Source organism: Streptomyces sp. NPDC059785, assembly GCF_042732375.1.
GTDB lineage: Bacteria > Actinomycetota > Actinomycetes > Streptomycetales > Streptomycetaceae > Streptomyces.
In genome coordinates this window covers 1-18,503 of sequence record NZ_JBHWHV010000053.1, presented here as the reverse complement: position 1 = coordinate 18,503, position 18,503 = coordinate 1, and the positions used below count along the sequence as shown (strand labels likewise).

Annotated in this window: 13 protein-coding genes; 11 read left to right on the top strand and 2 right to left on the bottom strand. The window is 70.9% G+C overall.

The annotated features are described in order from the left end of the window. Positions 1-32: 32 nt before the first annotated feature. Positions 33-1,262, bottom strand: coding sequence for a serine hydrolase domain-containing protein (locus ACFV6E_RS32020; RefSeq protein WP_385174432.1), 1,230 nt, complete (start codon positions 1,260-1,262; stop codon positions 33-35). A 311-nt stretch (positions 1,263-1,573) separates the two neighbouring features. Here ACFV6E_RS32020 and ACFV6E_RS32015 point away from each other — a divergent pair, with 311 nt between their 5' ends. From ACFV6E_RS32015 to ACFV6E_RS32005, 3 genes are read left to right on the top strand one after another with little or no spacing between them, the layout of a single operon-like run. Then, positions 1,574-2,794 carry an acyl-CoA dehydrogenase family protein gene (locus tag ACFV6E_RS32015; protein WP_385174429.1) on the top strand — a complete coding sequence of 407 codons (1,221 nt, stop codon included), beginning with the start codon at positions 1,574-1,576 and terminating at the stop codon, positions 2,792-2,794. 30 nt (positions 2,795-2,824) lie between these two features. Continuing rightward, positions 2,825-3,952, top strand: a complete 1,128-nt coding sequence (locus ACFV6E_RS32010) for a branched-chain amino acid transaminase (RefSeq protein WP_385466365.1) — start codon at positions 2,825-2,827, stop codon at positions 3,950-3,952. Next, positions 3,949-5,304, top strand: coding sequence for a peptide ligase PGM1-related protein (locus tag ACFV6E_RS32005; protein WP_385175329.1), 1,356 nt, complete (start codon positions 3,949-3,951; stop codon positions 5,302-5,304). Before ACFV6E_RS32010 ends, ACFV6E_RS32005 begins: the two co-directional genes overlap by 4 nt. Positions 5,305-5,393: 89 nt before the next feature. On the opposite strand, the gene ACFV6E_RS32000 is transcribed toward ACFV6E_RS32005, so the two are convergent. After that, positions 5,394-7,934, bottom strand: a complete 2,541-nt coding sequence (locus ACFV6E_RS32000; RefSeq protein WP_385175327.1) for a discoidin domain-containing protein — start codon at positions 7,932-7,934, stop codon at positions 5,394-5,396. A 364-nt stretch (positions 7,935-8,298) separates the two neighbouring features. Here ACFV6E_RS32000 and ACFV6E_RS31995 point away from each other — a divergent pair, with 364 nt between their 5' ends. The 8 genes from ACFV6E_RS31995 (at position 8,299) to ACFV6E_RS31960 (ending at position 18,470) form a co-directional block, all read left to right on the top strand. Next, on the top strand, positions 8,299-9,393 hold the full coding sequence (locus ACFV6E_RS31995; RefSeq protein WP_385175324.1) for a DUF1996 domain-containing protein: 1,095 nt from the start codon (positions 8,299-8,301) through the stop codon (positions 9,391-9,393). A 36-nt stretch (positions 9,394-9,429) separates the two neighbouring features. Further along, positions 9,430-11,160, top strand: coding sequence for a discoidin domain-containing protein (locus tag ACFV6E_RS31990; protein WP_385175332.1), 1,731 nt, complete (start codon positions 9,430-9,432; stop codon positions 11,158-11,160). 114 nt (positions 11,161-11,274) lie between these two features. Continuing rightward, positions 11,275-12,315 carry a LacI family DNA-binding transcriptional regulator gene (locus ACFV6E_RS31985; RefSeq protein WP_385175321.1) on the top strand — a complete coding sequence of 347 codons (1,041 nt, stop codon included), beginning with the start codon at positions 11,275-11,277 and terminating at the stop codon, positions 12,313-12,315. Between the two features lie 200 nt (positions 12,316-12,515). After that, positions 12,516-13,337 (top strand): SAM-dependent methyltransferase, encoded by an 822-nt coding sequence (locus ACFV6E_RS31980; protein WP_385175318.1) that lies wholly within the window; start codon positions 12,516-12,518, stop codon positions 13,335-13,337. A gap of 378 nt (positions 13,338-13,715) precedes the next feature. Continuing rightward, positions 13,716-15,287: an alpha-L-arabinofuranosidase B gene (locus ACFV6E_RS31975; protein WP_385175315.1), complete on the top strand. Its 1,572-nt coding sequence runs from the start codon at positions 13,716-13,718 to the stop codon at positions 15,285-15,287. Between the two features lie 147 nt (positions 15,288-15,434). Beyond that, on the top strand, positions 15,435-16,685 hold the full coding sequence (locus ACFV6E_RS31970; RefSeq protein WP_385175312.1) for an ABC transporter substrate-binding protein: 1,251 nt from the start codon (positions 15,435-15,437) through the stop codon (positions 16,683-16,685). After that, positions 16,682-17,626, top strand: coding sequence for a carbohydrate ABC transporter permease (locus ACFV6E_RS31965; protein ID WP_385466362.1), 945 nt, complete (start codon positions 16,682-16,684; stop codon positions 17,624-17,626). Before ACFV6E_RS31970 ends, ACFV6E_RS31965 begins: the two co-directional genes overlap by 4 nt. Further along, on the top strand, positions 17,619-18,470 hold the full coding sequence (locus ACFV6E_RS31960) for a carbohydrate ABC transporter permease (RefSeq protein ID WP_385466359.1): 852 nt from the start codon (positions 17,619-17,621) through the stop codon (positions 18,468-18,470). The genes ACFV6E_RS31965 and ACFV6E_RS31960 overlap by 8 nt, the downstream gene beginning before the upstream one ends. Positions 18,471-18,503: the final 33 nt, after the last annotated feature.

The following is an 18,503-nucleotide window of genomic DNA, read 5'->3' as shown; positions in this document are numbered from 1 at the left end:
TGTATCGCACACACTAGCTACTCGGAAGCTGGTCAGGAGCGTTTCCGGCATAGTTCCCGGTCCACGAGAGCCCTCATGGCGTCCTCGGTGCGCGGGCCGCCGTCGCTGGTGACGTACACGACGGCGGTCCGGGTCCCGTCCGCGGTGGCGCCGGCCCAGGTGCGGTAGCCGAGCAGTTCGCCCCGGTGGCCGAAGTAGGTACCGCCGCAGGTCAACGGGATCTCGCCCACGCCGAGTCCGTACCGTACGCCCAGTTCGGGCGCGGGCACGGTGGCCGTCAGCTCGTCGAGTTGCGCCGGGGCCAGCAGGCGGCCGCCGAGCAGGGCCGAGTAGAACCGGGTCAGGTCGTGCGTGGTGCTGATGACCGCGCCGGAGCCGACCGCCATGCTCGGGTCGAGTGTCGTGACGTCGACGCTGGTGCCGGTGCCGAACGCGGTGTAGCCGTGGGCGTGCGGGCCCCGGATGAACGGGAAGGCGCCGGGCGTGCTGGTGTCGCGCAGCTCCAGCGGGCGGATGATCCGGTCGTTCACCTCCCGCGCCCAGCTCCGGCCGGTGACCTTGTGCACGATCATGGCGGCGAGGACGTAGTTGGTGTTGGAGTACGACCAGTCGGTGCCCGGGGCGAACTCGGGCGGGTGCCGCATCGCGAGTTCCACCAACTGCTCGGGGCTGTAGGTGCGCAGCCGCTCGGCCTGATAGCCGTCCGGGCTGTTCAACGAAGGTATCTCCGAGAGGACGTCCGGGACGCCGCTGGTGTGCTGGAGCAACTGCCGTACGGTGATCCGGCTGCCGTCGTTGCCGTTGCCGCGGACGACGCCCGGCAGCCAGTCCTCGACGGTGTCCGCCAGGGACAGCCGCCCCTCGCCGACGAGTTGGAGCACGACCGCGGCGGTGAAGGTCTTGGTGGCGCTGCCGATCCTGAACCTGCCGTCGCGCGGCATCGGCCTCCTGGTGCCGGTCTCGGCCGTCCCGGCGCGCGCCGTGTCCCGTGTGCCAGGGGCCGTCACTTCGGCGGACACACCGACGGCCCCGGTGTCGTGGATCGCGTCCACCTGCTGCTGGAGCGAATCGGCCTGCTGCGGACGCGCCACCGCTGCCGGTGCGGCTGCCGACTCCGCTGCCGACTCCGCCTCCGTCGCCGTCGCACCCTGCGCGGCCGGCGCCGTCGAGGCGGCGAGAAGGACCGCGGCCAATCCGGCGGAGCCGGTCAGCCCGAGCCGACCTCGACGACGCCTGCCTCTGCCGCTGCCTGACACATGCATGGTGGCCCCTTCCTGTCCCGGACGCTTGGACGCCCCGACCGGGGACCTCGACGGCCCCGGCGGGGGCGACAGGTGACCATCCCACCAAGGCGGAGCGGGCCGGCCCATCCGGCTTTCCCCCGACATGCCGACGTGCTGGCTCCAGGACGGTACCGGGGGACACCCCCCCCAAGGCGGAGCGGCGGACCGCCGCCCCGGTGCCCCGTCCGGCGGGTCACCGGTGGCGGTGGTGTGCCGTACGGCGTTGGAATGGCCGTAACTCCGTGGGACACCATCGGACGCCGTCGATGCCGAAAGACCGGACTGTATCCATGCGCCTGCTGCCTTGCGCGACGGACACGGACGCGGACGCGCGAGTGGCCGAGATCGGCCGGTTCTGCGCCGAGCGGATCGCGTCGGTGGTGACCGAGCCGTACCGGTCCCGGGAGTTCCCGTACGCCGCCGTCACGGAGTTCGCCGAGTCGGGGCTGATGGGGCTGCGGGTGCCGGAGGAGTTCGGCGGGCTCGAAGCCAGCGCCTCCGCCTACGCCATGGCGCTGGAGGACATCGCCGCGGTGGACGTCACCTCGGCGCTCACCCTCGAGGTCCACGTCCTGGCGTCCGAGCTGTACCGCTTGTTCGGCAGCGAGACCCAGAAGAAGCAGTGGCTCCCGGCGCTGGCGGGCGGCGCGGCGCTGGCCGGCGTGGCGCTCACCGAGCCGGACGCGGGCTCGGATCTGCGGGGCGTGCGCACGCGGGCCCGGTTCGAGGGCGGGCAGTGGGTGCTGGACGGCCGTAAGACCCTGATCACGAACACCGGGACGGACCTGAGCGACGGGCTCGTGGTGCTGGCACGCATGGACGGCGGCGGCCCGGAGGACGGCAGCGGACGGGAGGACGGCAGCGGACGGGAGGCCGGCGGCGGGCGGAAGGGCGGCAGTCCCGGCCACGGCACCTTCATCGTTCCGCGCGGCACGCCCGGGTACGACGTCCTCGACCGCATCCACACCCTCGGGTGGTGCTCGATGGACACCAGGGACCTGGCCTTCACCGACTGCCGGATCCCCGAGGGGAACCTGCTCGGGACGGCCGGGGAGGGTTTCGCCCAGGTGATGGCAGGGCTGACGCTGGGCCGGATCGCCTTCGCGGCCGTGTCGGTCGGGCTCGCACAGGCCTGCCTGGACCGCGCCCTCGCCCACGCCAAGGAACGGCAGCAGTTCGGACGGCCGCTGAGCTCGTTCCAGGGCGTGCAGTTCCAGCTCGCCGACCTGGCCACGGAGATCTCCGCCGCCCGCGCGCTGGTACGGGAGGCGGCTCGCCTGCACGACGCCGGACCGGAGGCGGAGCACGGGTCGCTGGCGTCGCAGGCGAAGCTCTTCGCGAGCGTGACCTGCGTACGCGCGGCCGACCGCGCGGTCCAGATCCTCGGCGGCCGCGGCTGCCGCCTGGACGAGCCGGCCTCGCGCTACTACGCCGACGCGAAGATGCTGGAGATCGGGGAGGGGACCAGCGAGATGCAGCGACTCCTGATCGCCAGAACGCTGGGCTGCTGAACCGTACCGGCCCGCCGACAAGAGGAACCCATGCGCATCACTCCGGTGAAACGGATCTGGCTGGACGGGAAGCTCGCCGACTGGGACGACGCCGTCGTGCACGTCCTCTCACCGACGGTCCAGTACGGCTGGGGTGTCTACGAGGGAATCCGCTGCTACGCCACTCCCCGCCACGGAAGGGCGGTCTTCCGGCTCGCCGACCACCTGCGCCGGCTGGAGAACTCCGCCCGCATCTACGCCATCCCGCTGCCCTGTCCGGTCGACGTCCTGGAGGCGGCGGTGAAGGACACCATCAGGGAGAACGAGCTCGAATCCTGCTACATCCGGCCCGTCGTCTACATGGAACCCGGCGAGATGGGCGTCGACCCCACTGCCTACCGGCCCCGGTGCTTCATCGCCGCCTGGCCCTGGGACGCCGTCTACGGCGAGGGCGTGCTGGAGACGGGGATCGGCGTGACGATCTCGTCCTGGACGCGTCCCCACGCGAGCGCGGCCCCCTCGGCGGCGAAGGCGTGCGGCAACTACCTCAACTCCTGTGCCGCGCGCGGCGACGCCGTCCGCGCCGGGTTCCACGAGGCGATCCTCCTCAACCCCGCCGGGACGGTGGCGGACGCCTGCGTGGCCAACGTCTTCTGCGTCACCGACGGTCGGGTGACCACACCGCCCACGGCCGACGGCCCGCTGCCCGGCATCACCCGGGCCTCCGTGCTCACGCTGGCCGCCGAGGCCGGTCACCAGGTCGCCGAACGCTCCCTGACGCGCGGCTGTCTCTCCACCGCGGACGAGGTGTTCCTGACCAGCACGGCTGGGGAGGTCGTACCGGTCACCTCGGTCGACCACCGGCCGGTCGGTGCCGGCCGCCCGGGACCGGTGACACTGGACCTGGCCGCCCGCTTCGCCGCGGCGGTACGCGGCGAGGACGACGGCGGCGACCGGACAGACGGGCATGGCAGTCGCGCAGGCGTCGGCGGCGGCCGGGCAGCCGTGCGTGGCAGTCGCGCAGGCGGGGACGGCGGCCGGGCAGGCGTCGGCGGCGGCCGGGCAGGTGCGGAGGGCAGTCGGGCAGGCGGAGGCGGCGGCCGGGCAGCCGTGCGTGGCAGTCGCGCAGGCGAGAACGGCGGCCAGGAGCGCGACTGGCTCTGCCCGGTGGACGCATGACACCGGACCCGGCCGACCCTGCCGACCGGGCGACGTCCGGTCCCCCACCTCCGCCGAGCACCCAGAAACCCCTGCTGATCTTCGCGAACCGCATCAGCCCGACCATGTCCGAGGTGTCCCTGCCCTACCTGGCACGGCAGGCGCTCGCCCAGGCGCCGCGCAAGGTATGGCTCGCCGGGCCGGGCGACATCCTGGCCTCCCCGGTGGAGATCCCGCCCGACTTCCTGCGATACGCCTGCGGCCTGCTGGGCCACGACCCGGCGGAGCTGGCCGTGCTGACCGTGCCGGCCGGTGTCGACACCACCCTGGCGGACGCCGTCCGCGACGCCGGGCTGCTCGGCCGGGTGCGCGGGCTCGCCGACGAGCGGCCGGGGATCGAGCTCCTGCCGTACGCGCTGGACCGGCCGACGGCAGAGTTCAGCGCCGAGACCGGCGTCCCGCTGCACGGCTACGGGCCGTCCGGGGTGAGCGAGGACCTCCTCGGCCTGGTCCACCTGCTGAACTCCAAGACGGGTTTCCGGGAGGTCGCCGGGCGGCTGGGTCTCCGGATCCCGGCGGGGGCGCCTTGCCCGGACGCCGTTCAACTTGCGAATGCGGCGCGGAAGATGGGGAAATCCTGCGCTGCGGTGGTCGTCAAACCGGACCGCGCCGCGAACGGCTACGGCGTTCTGTTCCTCTCCCGCGACGACCCCGTGCCGTGGGAGCGGACCATCGCCCGGCACCTGCGGGAGCTGCCCGCGCCGCCGAGCGGATGGATCGTGGAGAAGTGCGTCGCTCCGGCGCTGGACGCCAGTGTGCAGATGTGGGTCGAACCGTCCGGCGCGCGCGTGGGCTACGTGGGGGAGATGCGGACGCTGAACGGGAGCTTCGAGGGCTATCTCGCCCCTCCGGACGAACGGTCCGTGCGCGCCGCGAAGGACGCGCTGGTGGACATGGGCTCGCGCTTCGGGCACTTCCTGGCGGGCCGCGGCTACCACGGTCCGCTCTCGATCGACGCCCGCGTCACGCCCGACGGCACCGCGTACGCGATCGAGAGCAACGTCCGCCGCACCGCGACCACGACCGTCGACGTCCTGGTCCGGCGGCTGACCCGAGCGCACGCCGACCGACCGCCGGTCTGGCTCTGCAACACCCGGCCCGCCCCTCGCGCCCCGGCCGGCGGCTTCCCCGCCGCCGTCGAACGACTCGGTACGTCCGGACTCGCCTACGACACGACGAACGGCGAAGGCGTCGTGCTGCTGAACGACACCTTCGCCCTCAACGGCACGTGCACCTACCTGGTCGTCGGCGCCGATCACGGCCGCGTGCGCGAACAGGAACGGGCCCTGACCGCCGCGCTCGGCCTCGACTGAGCACCCGGCCGCCGACACCGCTGCCGGGACCGCGGGATACGGCCCCGGCAGCAAGTGTCAGCCGTGCACGGTGAGGTCCGTCCCGTCGGTCACGGGAACGACGTCACCTTCGACGGCACCGTGTCCGTCCCGGAGGTCGGCGCGCCGGTGTTGTTGACGACGTGGGCGTACTGGCCCTTGCCACCCAGGGAGATCACCAGGATGTCGTGCAGCTTCACCCCGGCGGTGACCGGGACCTGGAAGCCGTGCGCCTGGACGATCGAGGAATCGGCGGTGAAGTTGCAGTAGCTGCCGAGCCCCCACGCCTCGTGCTGGGTCACGGAGTCGGCGACCTTGTAGGCCGCGTATCCGACGATGCCGTCATGGGTGACGGCGGCCGCGTTCGGGACGTCGTACGCCTTCTCGTTCTGGAAGAAGATCGTGCGGCCCCGCTCGCCGCTCCACAGGACGTCGTACTTGTTGAAGTGCTCCACGAACAGTCCGGTGGCCAGGACGTCGTCGCCGTTGACGCGCAGACCGTAGTCGGCGCGGTTGGTGTCCCAGCCGACGCCTTCGCCGTGGTCGGCGCGCCAGATCCAGGTGTGGTCGATGACCACGTCGTCGCTGTTGACGACGACGGAGTTGGTGGCGAGGCCCGGCCCCGCGCCGCCGATGCGGACGAACACGTCCTGCATGGTGGTCGGGTTCGCCGAGTGGTCGGCGGCGGCGCCCGGCTGCCCGATGCGCAGCAGGGTGTCGGAGTTGGCGCGCCCGGCGTCGATGAGGAAGCCGGCCAGCCGTACGCCGTCGACATCGGCCACGTGCATGGCGTCGATGCCGTTGTCCGGTACCAGCGTGGCCAGGCCGAGACCGAGCACCACCGTGTTGGCGTGGGTCACGTCGATGGTCTGGTCGAGGTGGTAGACACCGGGCGTGAACAGGAGGTTGAGTCCCTGGGACAGCGCCTGGTTGATGGTGGCGGCGGTGGCGCCCGGCTTGACCACGTAGAACTGGTCCAGCGGGATCGAGGTGCCCGCGTTGGCGGGCCAGGAGACGCCGCGCGCGTTGGTGCGCTTGGCGGGCACGAACACGTTGTAGGTGCTGCCGTCCAGGTAGAGGAAGGGCTTCTCGCGGGAGACGGGCGTCGTGTCGAGCGTGGTGTACGGGCCGGAGTCGAAGTTGGTGGCCGGGGCGCCCTGGACACCGGTGAAGGTCATGTTCCACACGCCGTTGGTCCAGCCGCCGACCGAACTGTCGCGCGTGTACCACTGCTGCTGGGAGTACGGGCCCACCGTGCCGTCGATCTTCGAGTCGGCGATGTAGCCGCCGGAGGCCCAGCCGTAGCCGTTGGGCGCGAGGTTGAGGCCGCCCTGTACGTGGATGCGGCGGAAGGGTGCCGCCTGCGCCACGGCCCAGCGGTCGGTGCCGTTGACGGGCTTGATGGCGAGGTTCTCCGCCGAGCGCCAGAAGTTCTGCGTGGCGTTGCCGTTGAACCATCCCGCGTCGACGGTGATGTCACCGTTGATCTGCGTGGAGTCGGGGTTGAGGCCGAGCCCGGAGACCGAGGTGTAGAAGCCGAGCTGGGCGTTGATCCCGTTGTAGGTGCCGGGCTTCAGCAGGAACTGGTAGCGGCCGGTGCCGAACTGGCTGGACTCCTGCTTGGCGAAGACGTCGTCGAACTTCTGCTGGAGGTTCGGCGTGGAGGGGTCGACGACGATGACGTTGGAGCCCAGGTCGCCGCCGCCCTGGACCGGGGGAGTGGAGCCGCCGGTGCCGGTGTGCACGGCGACCTCCCACAGGGAGTAGCCGTAGCCCGTGGCGCGGACGGTGCCGTGGATGCGGACGTACCGGCCGGAGCCGCTGACGTCGTAGGAGGCCGTGCCCCCGCTCGCGCCGGTGACGCTCTTGAGGGTGGTCCAGCTCTGGCCGTCCGCGGACGCCTGGATCGTGAACTCCTTGGCGTAGGCGGTCTCCCAGGTCAGGTCGACCTTGCACAGGTCCTTGACCGAGCCGAGGTCGACCTGCACCCACTGCGGGTCGCTCGCGGCGGACGACCAGCGGGTGCCGGTGTCCCCGTCGAAGGCGGCGGAGGCGGGGGTGCCCGCGTTCTCCGTGGAGGAGGCCGAGGCGGACCTGCCCTTCGCGGCGTTCGCCGTGTCGCAGGAGGGCGCGGTGGTGCCGGAGGTGCCGAAGACCTGGAACTCCCAGAGGGAGTAGCCGTACTGGGTGCCGCGGTGGATGCCGTACATCCTGACGTAGCGACCCTGGCCCGAGACGTCGAGGGTGTCTGTGCCGCCGTCGCCCCCGGTCACGGACTTGAGGTCGGTCCAGGTGCTGCCGTCGGCGGAGGCCTGGATCTTGTAGTCCTTGCCGTAGGCGGCCTCCCAGTCGAGGACGACCTTGGTGATCGAGGCCGTGGCGCCGAGGTCGACCTGGAGCCACTGCGGGTCGCTCGCGGCCGACGACCAGCGGGTGCCGGTGTCGCCGTCGACGGCGCCGGCGGCCGCCGTGCCGGCGTTCTCCTCGGAGGACGACGTCGCCGTTCTGCCCTGGGACAGCGGGGATTCGGCCGCGGCGGCCGAACCGGGGACGGGTAGGGCGAGCAGCGCCGCCATCGCGGCGAGCGTGACGCCCAAGGATCTGAGTCTCATGGAGGTCCCTGCGGGTGCGTTGGAGAAGGGAACGGGTGCGTTGGGGATGGAGCGGGTGTGCTGGGAGAAGAGCGGGTGCGTTGCGAGAAGAGCGGTGCGTTGCAAAAGGAGTGCGCGACAGGCCGCCGTCGGCAGACGGGACGACTGGCCAAGATCCCCGCGACGGCGCTTAGTTCACGTCTTGATTTAACTAATGAGGTCTGAGTCTCGGCAAGCCTTCGGAACTTGAAATCTTTCCGGGCCCGCTTCTGCCGTATCCCTTGACATCTTGATGACATGCCCTCAACACTCCTCGGCGGGAGAGCGCTCTCCCGTGTTCCCGGGCGCCATCCCCCACACCCCCACCCCCCAGGAGGAGGTCTCCATGTCACGGAGATCGAAAGGCCTGTCAGCCACGCTGATCACCGGCGCGCTCCTGCTGACCTCGACCGTTCTCGGCTCCGTCGCCACCAGCGCGGGGCCGCCCGCCCCCGGCTCCGCCGCGGCCGGGGCGTTCGCGGCCACCCACTCGGGCCACGCGATGGCCGCCTCGACCGACAGCTCGCCGGAGGACCCCGACGGCGACGGCTACATCCCCGCGAATCCGCCCGTCACCGGCGCGACACCGTCCACCCAGAACCCGCCCCACCGCTACTTCCACGAGTTCCAGGCGAACTGCTCGGTCACCCGCACCAGGCCGGACGACCCCATCGTCTATCCGCAGCAGGCGGGCAAGTCCCACGACCACACGTTCATGGGCAACACGACGACCGACGCCTACAGCACGACGTCCTCGCTGGTGGCGGGCGGTACCGCCTGCAAGGCTCCGGGCGACCTGTCCGGCTACTGGATGCCCACCCTCTACAACGGCGATCAGCCGATCCGCCCCGTCGGCCCGCAGGTCATCTACTACAAGGCCGGCGTCACCGACTACACCAGCGTCCGGCCCTTCCCCAAGGGCCTGCGGTTCGTCGTCGGCAGCCCGATGCAGAGCGCCGACGAGTTCCGGCACCACCCCGGCTTCGTCGAGGGCTGGGAGTGCGGCGACAGCTTCTTCAACACCGAGTTCCCGGCGACCTGTCCCAGCAGGCCCGACGTCCAGCTCAACATCCGCTTCCAGGCGCCCAGTTGCTGGGACGGCAAGTACCTCGACACCCCGGACCACAAGAGCCACATGGCCTACCCCGTGGTGAAGCCCGGCACCAACGACAACATGTGCCCGGCCGATCATCCGGTGGCGCTGCCGATGATCGAGTTCAAGATGGCCTTCCCCGTCAACGGCGACATGTCGAAGGTGCGGCTGTCCAGCGGCACGGGCCACAGCTTCCACTACGACTTCTTCAACGCCTGGGACGCTCCCACCCTCCAGGCGCTGGTCGGCCACTGCGTCGTCGGCGGGTTGCAGTGCGACGCGCGCGGCTACGACGAGACCCATCCCGAGGCGGGCGCCGCACTCGACGCGAACTACGAACTGCCCTGAGGAGCCGCAGTGACGAGGCCACGATCAAGCACCCGCATGCGCCGCGCCGCGGCACCCCTCACCGCCGGTGTCCTGGCCGTCGGCGCCCTCACCGCCCTGCCCGCCGCCCAGGCCCACGCCGCGGGCAGCGTCGTCAAGGTCACCGGGGGCCAGGGTGCCTGGCAACTGACGGTGGACGGGCAGCCGTACCAGGTCAAGGGGCTGACATGGGGTCCGAGTGTCGCGGACGCCGAGAAGTACCTGCCGGACCTTCGGTCCATGGGCGTCAACACGATCCGCACCTGGGGCACCGACGCCAGCAGCAAACCGCTCTTCGACTCCGCGGCCGCCCACGGCATCAAGGTCGTCGCGGGGTTCTGGCTCCAGCCCGGCGGCGGCCCCGGCAGCGGCGGCTGCGTCAACTATTCGACCGACACCGCCTACAAGAACCAGATGCTCGACGAGTTCCCCAAGTGGGTCCAGACCTACAAGGACAACCCCGGCGTCCTGATGTGGGACGTCGGGAACGAGTCGGTGCTCGGGCTCCAGAACTGCTACAGCGGCGACGAGCTGGAGCGGCAGCGCGACGCCTACACCACCCTCGTCAACGACATCACCAAGAAGATCCACGCCGTCGACCCGAACCACCCGGTCACGTCGACGGACGCCTGGGTCGGCGCCTGGCCCTACTACAAGGAGAACGCGCCCGACCTCGACCTGTACGCCGTGAACTCCTACAACGGGGTCTGCGACATCAAGTCCGCCTGGCAGCAGGGTGGTTACACCAAGCCCTACATCGTCACCGAGACCGGTCCGGCCGGCGAGTGGGAGGTCCCCGACGACGCCAACGGCGTACCCCTCGAACCCTCCGACCGGGCCAAGGCCGACGGCTACACCCGCGCCTGGAACTGCGTCACCGGACACCAGGGCGTCGCGCTCGGCGCCACGATGTTCCACTACGGCACCGAGTACGACTTCGGGGGTATCTGGTTCAACCTGCTGCCCGCCGGCCAGAAGCGCCTGTCGTACTACGCCGTGAAGAAGGCGTACGGCGGGGACACCGCGCACGACAACACACCGCCCGTCATCTCCGCTCCGACCGTGGAGGGCGACGCGGCCAAGGTGCAGGCCGGACGCGATCTCGTCCTGTCGGCGCAGGCCGCCGATCCGGACGGCGACCGCATCTCCTACGAGGTCCTCGCCAACAGCATGTACCTCGACCAGAGCAAGAACCTGGCCTCGCTGCCCTTCACCGACCTCGGCGGCGGCCGGCTCAAGGTCACCGCACCCGACCGCCCCGGCGTCTGGAAGATGTACGTCAAGGCGACCGACGGCCGGGGCAACGTCGGCGTCGAGACCCGCTCGGTCAGAGTCGTCCCGCCCGTACCGCCGGGCAGCAATCTGGCCCAGGGGAAACCGGCCACCGCCTCGTCCTACCAGGCGAGTTACGGCGACTGCCCCTGCACCGCCGACAACGCGGTCGACGGGAGCCCGGCGACCCGCTGGGCCGGCGACTGGAGCGACCCGCAGTGGCTCCAGGTCGACCTGGGCACCCGTACCACGTTCCGGCACGTCCAGCTCCTGTGGGAGGCGTCGTACGCGAAGGAGTACACCGTCCAGACCTCCGACGACGGCCGGAACTGGCAGACCGTGCACACCGTGTCCGACGGCAATGGCGGCGTCGACGACTTCGACGTCACTGGGACGGGCCGCTACGTACGGGTCAATGGCACGGCGCGTGGCACCGGCTGGGGCTACTCGCTGTACGAGTTCGGCGTCTACGCCTGAAACTTGCTGAGAGCTGCTGAGAGCTTCTGACGGCTCCTGGCGGAGGTGTGGCGGCCGGTTCGCCGCCGGAGAGCGCTCTATTGCGTGATCCGCCGGTCCGTTAGGGTGCCTGCCATGAGCAGACGGGCCCCGACGCTGGAGGACGTCGCCCGCGAGGCCGGTGTCTCGCGGGCCACCGTGTCCCGGGTCGTCAACGGCATCCGCAACGTCGATCCGGGGATACAGGACACGGTCCGCCGGGCCATCGAACGGACGGGATACGCGCCCAACCGGGCCGCCCGTTCCCTGGTGACCCGGCGGGCCGAGACCATCGCCCTGGTGGTGTCCGGCGCCGGGGACACCACGGACGCGGGCCAGAACGCCTTCGCGGCACGGATGTTCGCCGACCCCTTCTTCGGCCGGGTGGTCGGCGGCGTCGTCGGCTATCTGCGCCCCCGCTCGCTGCACCCGGTGCTGATGTTCGCCGAGTCCGCCGAGGACCGCGAGGAGGTGCTGACCTATCTGCGCCAGGGGCGCGCCGACGGCGCCCTCGTGATCTCCACCCACGCCGAGGACCCGCTGCCCGCCCTCCTTGCCGAGGCCCGGCTCCCCGCGGTGCTCTTCGCCCGTCCGCCCCGCCCGCTCCCGCTCAGCCACGTGGATCTGGCCCACCGGGACGGAGCGGCCCTCGCCGCCGGGCACCTGCTCGCGCGCGGCTGCCGCCGGCCCGCCACGGTCTGCGGCCCCCTGGACGTGGCGGCGAGCCGGGAGCGGCTGGCCGGGTTCCGCGACACGCTCGCCCGGCACGGTCACCCGCACATTCCGGTCGCCGAGGGCGGCTTCACCCTCGACAGCGGCATCGCGGCCATGTCCGAGCTGCTGGACCGCCACCCCGGCACGGACGGCGTCTTCGCGGCCAACGACCTGATGGCCCGGGGCGTCTGCCAGGTGCTGCGCGAGCGCGGGCGCCGGGTGCCCGAGGACGTCGCGGTCGTCGGCTTCGACGACTCCAGTGCCGCTGTCGCCTGCCGGCCCCGGCTGACCACCGTCCGCCAGCCGGTCGAGGAGATGGCGGCGGAGATGGCCCGCCTGCTCGACGAGCACATCCACGGCGTACGCACGGAGGCGACCTCGGTCGTCTTCCGGCCCGAACTGGTGGTGCGCGAGTCGGCGTGACGCGGAACAGGCGTATCCCGTCCGGCGGTTGAGCCGGGACGCCGCGGACGTAGCCGTGTGCCGAGTGTGTCTTTACACCCACTACGATGCCGGTGTGCGCGATGTCACGGCGGTGGAGTGAGCCGTTGCCCGGCCAGCTTGCCGTGCGCCGCCACGAGTTCCCGGGCGACGGCCCGTCACGCACAGGCAAGGAGAAGACGATGTTGGCTGATTCAGCTCCGGGACCGGCGCCCATCGACACCAGCAAGCCGCACCCGGCCCGCATGTACGACTACTACCTCGGCGGCAAGGACCACTACCCGGTGGACGCCGAGGCGGCCGAGCAGGTGCTCGGACACACCCCGGACGCGCGCACCTTCGCCCGCGCCAACCGGATGTTCATGCACCGGGCCGTGCGCGTGCTGGCCCGCGACCACGGGGTGCGGCAGTTCCTCGACATCGGCACGGGCGTGCCGACCGAGCCGAACCTGCACCAGGTCGCGCAGGCGCAGGCCCCGGAGAGCCGGGTGGTCTACGCCGACAACGACCCGATCGTGCTGACGCACGCGCGGGCGCTGCTGCACGGTACCCCCGAGGGCCGGGTCGCCTACGTGCAGGCGGACGTGCGCGAGCCGAAGGCCGTCCTGGGCTCCGAAGAGGCCCGGTCGACCCTCGACTTCGAGCAGCCCATCGCGCTGAGCCTGTGCGCCCTGATGCACTTCGTGCCCGACGAGCACGGCGCGTACGAGATAGTGCGGGAACTGGTCGACGCGCTGCCGTCGGGGAGTTTCCTCGTGCTCAGCCACGGCACGACGGACTTCGACCCGGAGGGCATGGCCCGTACGCAGGACGTGTACGTCCGGGCGGGTATCCCGATCCAGCTCCGCTCGGGGGAGCGGATCACCCGGTTCTTCGACGGGCTGGAGCTGCTGGAGCCAGGACTGGCCGTGACGCACCGCTGGCACCCGGAGCCGGACCAGCCGCTGGCCGGGATCACCGACGCCGAGGCCGGCTTCTACGGCGGCGTGGCCCGCAAGCCGTGAGCGTGCCGTTCCGCCGCCGGTCCGTCCGGCGGCGGGACGCGCGGCGGCCGACCGGCGCCGCACGCCGAGAGCGCTCGGTTCCTCCGCACCGACGCGCGTCCGACCTGCGGCTTCTGTGGTCGAAGTATCGGACACGCGGCGTGTGTTGACACCCTTCGGGTACTTCCTATCATCGGGAATCGTCCGTCATCGCGACCGACGTTCGACATCGCGGACGTCGGAGCGCCCTGGCGGTCCTGGACGCGCACAGCAGACTTCACCGTTCCATGAATCGGACATTGGGTTGTCATGGTCATGATGCATACTCGCGCCTCTTTCCGGTTCGTCCGTGCCCCGGCGGTGGGACGCCGCCGGCCAGTCATCCCCAGGAGGCCACCCATGTCCGTGACCCAGGCCCGCGTGAGACGGGCCAGTCCGCTTTCCGTGCTGGCATGTGTCCTGGCCTTGGTCACGGCCGTGCTCGGCGGCCAGACCGTCGCCGGAAGCAGCGCCGTGGCCGCCGGCACGCTGCCCTGTGACCTGTACGCCACCGGCGGTACGCCCTGTGTGGCCGCGCACAGCACGACCCGCGCCCTGTACTCCGCGTACAACAGCCGCCTGTACCAGGTCAAACGCGCCTCCGACGGTACGACGCGGGACATCGGTGTGCTCAGCGCGGGCGGCTACGCCGACGCCGCCTCGCAGGACTCGTTCTGCGCCGGCACGAGCTGCCTGATCACCGTCATCTACGACCAGTCCGGCCGCGGCAACCACCTCACCCAGGCGCCGCCCGGCGGCTTCAACGGCCCGGCCGCGGGCGGGTACGACAACCTCGCCGAGGCCTCCGCCGCGCCGGTCACCGTGGGCGGCCACAAGGCGTACGGCGTCTTCGTCGCGCCCGGCACCGGATACCGCGACAACAGCACCAGCGGCATCGCCACCGGCGACCAGCCGGAAGGCATGTACGCCCTGCTCGACGGCACCCACTACAACAGCGGCTGCTGCTTCGACTACGGCAACGCCGAGACCAACAGCCGGGACAACGGCAACGGCACCATGGAGACCATCTACTTCGGCAACAGCAAGACCTGGGGCTACGGCACCGGCAACGGCCCCTGGATCATGGCCGACCTCGAGAACGGCCTGTTCTCCGGTGTCAACACCGGCTACAACGCCAACGACCCCAGCGTCAGCCACCGGTTCCTCACCGCCGTCGTCAAGGGCGGCCCCAACCACTGGGCGATCCGGGGCGGCAACGCCCAGTCGGGCGGCCTGTCCACCTACTACGACGGCACGCGCCCCAACGCCTCGGGCTACAACCCGATGAAGAAGGAGGGCGCCATCCTCCTCGGCATCGGCGGCGACAACAGCAACAGCTCCGCCGGCACCTTCTACGAGGGCGTGATGACGTCCGGCTACCCGTCGGACGCGACCGAGAACGCCGTACAGGCCAACATCAACGCGGCCGGATACGCCACCTCCGCCGTCACGGGCAGCCCCGCCGTGGGGTCCAGGATCTCCCTGCGGGCCACCACCTCCTGCTGCACCGGCCAGTACCTGCGGCACAACAGCGCCGACACGGGCGCCGTCATCGCCGCGACCACCTCGTCCAGCGCGGCCGCCGACCGGGCCGCGGCCACCTGGATCGTGCGCGCGGGCCTCGGCGACGCCTCGTGCCTGTCCTTCGAGTCCGCCGACAGACCGGGACAGTACCTGCGCCACTACGACTACCGGCTGCGCGTGGACACCATCGACAGCAGCGCCCTGTCCAGGCTGGACGCCACCTTCTGCCCCCAGACCGGGCACAACGGCCAGGGCATCTCGCTGCGCTCCGCCAACTACCCCAGTGATTTCGTCCGCCACTACAACTACGGCGCCTACGTCGCCAGTCAGGGCGGCTCCAACGCCTGGGACAGCGCCACCTCCTGGTCCGACGACACGAGCTGGGTCGTGACCACCCCCTGGGCCTGACATCCCCATCACGGCCGCGCCGCCCACCGGGTGGCGCGGCCACCTCTCGGAAGCCGGCCATGCCGCAACGTCGCTTTCGCAATCGTGCCTCATGCTGAATCATCGGGCATCAGGTCGTACGTCGATGGATTGCGTCAGGAGCTGCACATGGCCATGAGCCGCAGAGCCCTGCTCACCGCGGGCGCCGCGACGGGACTGCTCACCGCATGCGGGTCGAACACCGGACGCGGTGACGGCGGAGGCAAGTCGGGACCCCGACTGTCGCAGTGGTATCACCAGTACGGGGAGACGGGCACGGAACAGGCCGTCAAGCGGTACGCCGCCGCCTACGGCAAGGCCGACATCAGCGTGCAGTGGCGGCCCGGCGACTACGACCGGCAGACCGCCGCCGCCCTGCTCACCGACTCGGGGCCGGACGTCTTCGAGGGCAGCCCCAGCCTCGACCAGATCCAGGGCAAGCAGGTCGTCGACCTGACCGACCTGCTCGCGGACGTCAAGGACGACTTCAACCCGGCGGTCCTCGAACCGAAGACGTACGACGGGAGGATCTGGGGCGTCCCGCAGGTCATCGACATGCAGATGCTCTACTACCGCAAGAGCCTGCTGTCGGACGCGGGCGTGACACCGCCGACCACGCTCGACGCACTCGTGGACGCCGCGAAGAAGCTGACCACCAGCAAGGTCAAGGGCCTCTTCCTCGGCAACGACGGCGGCGCGGGCGTCCTCGGCGGCACCCCGCTGTACGCCGCCGGACTGCGACTCGTCACCGACGACGGCAAGGTGGGCTTCGACGATCCCGCCGCCGCCCGCACCCTCGGCAAGCTCCACCAGCTCTACGCCGACAAGTCCCTCCTGCTCGGCGCCCCCGCCGACTGGTCGGACCCCTCAGCCTTCCTCCAGGGCCTGACCGCCATGCAGTGGTCGGGCCTGTGGGCGCTGCCCCAGGTGCAGAAGGAACTCGGCGACGACTTCGGCGTCCTGCCCTTCCCCAAGGACGGCAGCTCGGGCCGGCCCTCCGTGCCGGTCGGCGCCTACGGTGCCGCCGTGAGCGCCCGCAGCGCGCACCAGGACGTGGCCAAGGACTACGTGAAGTGGCTGTGGATCGAACGCACCGACTACCAGGAGGACTTCGCCCTCTCCTACGGCTTCCACATCCCCGCCCGCGTCTCCCTGGCGAAGAAGGCCGCGAAGCTGAAGAAGGGCGCCGCCGCCGACGCGGTCCGCTTCACCACCGAGCACGGCTACGCCCAGCCCCTGCTGTGGACCCCGGCCAACCAGACCACGTACCAGGACGCGCTGAACCGGATCATCAAGGACGGTGCGAACCCGGAGAGCGAGCTGAAGAAGGCCGTACGCAAGGTGTCGGCCGAGCTCGACCGGGTGCGGAAGGCCGCGTGACCGGCACCCCCGATGTGAGCCGCAGCCAAGCGCGCGGCCGCACCCGGCGCAGGACCCTGTGGTTCTGGGCCTTCGTCGGCCCCTTCGCGGCCGGCATCGCGCTGTTCACGTACGTCCCGCTGCTGTGGAGCGTCGGCCTCAGCTTCTTCGACGCCCGCAACACCGTCACGCCCACCGACTTCGTCGGCCTGGACAACTACACGGCGGTGCTGTCGGACGACGCGTTCCTCAGCAGTCTGGGCACCTTCGCCCTGTTCACCGCGTTCATCGTGCCCACGACCTACGTCTTCTCCCTCGCGCTCGCGCTGATGGTGAACAGGCTGCGCCGGGCGCAGGCGTTCTTCCGGTCGGTGTTCTTCCTGCCGGCCGCGTGCAGCTACGTCGTGGCCGCGCTGATCTGGAAGATGTCCATGTTCAACGGGGTGCGGTTCGGGCTCGCCAACACCGTCCTCGACTGGTTCGGCGCCGACCCGGTGGCCTGGCTGGCGACGACCGACCCGCCCTGGTACTGGCTGGTGATCGTCACCGTACGGCTCTGGCTCCAGGCCGGCTTCTACATGGTGCTCTTCCTCGCCGGCCTCCAGCGCATCGACCCCGTGCTGTACGAGGCCGCCGCGGTGGACGGGGCCCGGCCCGGGTGGCCGGTGCTGCGCCACATCACGCTGCCCCAACTGCGCGCCACCTCGGTCGCCGTGATCCTGCTCCTCGTCATCAACGCCTTCCAGGCCTTCGACGAGTTCTACAACCTGCTCTCCAACGCCCGCGGCTACCCGCCCTACGCCCGCCCGCCCCTGGTCTACCTCTACTACACCGCCCTGGGGGAGGGGCAGAACCTCGGGATCGGCAGCGCGGGCGCGGTCGTCCTCGCGCTGATCATCGCGGTGGTGACGGTCGGACAGGCACGCTGGCTGCGACTGGGAAGGACGGACGCCGATGCATAGCGGCAGGGACGGCGGTGACGCACTGGTGCGGGCCGGACGGGCGGTGCGGCTCGTCCTGCTGATCGCGCTCGCCCTGCTCTTCCTGATCCCGTTCTATCTCCTCGTCCGCAACGGCCTGTCCAGCGAGCAGGACATCACCTCGCCCGAGTGGACCTTCTTCCCCGCCGAGGTCCGGTGGGGCAACGTCCGCGAACTCTTCGCGGACACGTCCGTCCCCTTCGCCCGCTCCCTGCTCAACTCCGCGCTCATCGCCGTCGCCACCACCCTCGGCACGGTCCTCCTCGCCTCCCTCGCGGGCTACGGCCTGGCGCGCATCCCCTACCGGCACGCCAACAAGGTCTTCTACGCCATCCTCGGCACCCTGATGGTCCCGGCCGCCGTCACCTTCGTGCCCAGCTTCGTGTTCGTGTCGTCGCTGGGCTGGATCTCCACCCTGCGCGGGCTGATCGTGCCGACCCTGTTCTCGGCCTTCGCCTGCTTCATCTTCCGGCAGTACTTCCTGGGCTTCCCGAAGGAGCTGGAGGACGCCGCCCAGGTCGACGGGCTCGGCTACTGGCGCACGTACTGGCTGGTCGTCGTGCCGAACGCCCGCCCCGTCCTGGCCGCCGTCTCCACGATCGTCTTCATCGGGGCGTGGAACTCGTTCCTGTGGCCGCTGGTGATCGGGCAGGACCAGAACGCCTGGACCGTCCAGGTCGCCCTGTCCTCCTTCACCACCTCGCAAGTGGTCCGGCTGCACGAACTGTTCATCGCGGCCGCCGTGTCGATCGTGCCGCTGCTGGTGGTCTTCCTCTGCTTCCAGCGGTGGATCGTGGCGGGCGTGGAGCGCAGCGGCATCGAGTGAACGAACGGGAGCCGGCTCGGCAGCGAGGACCGC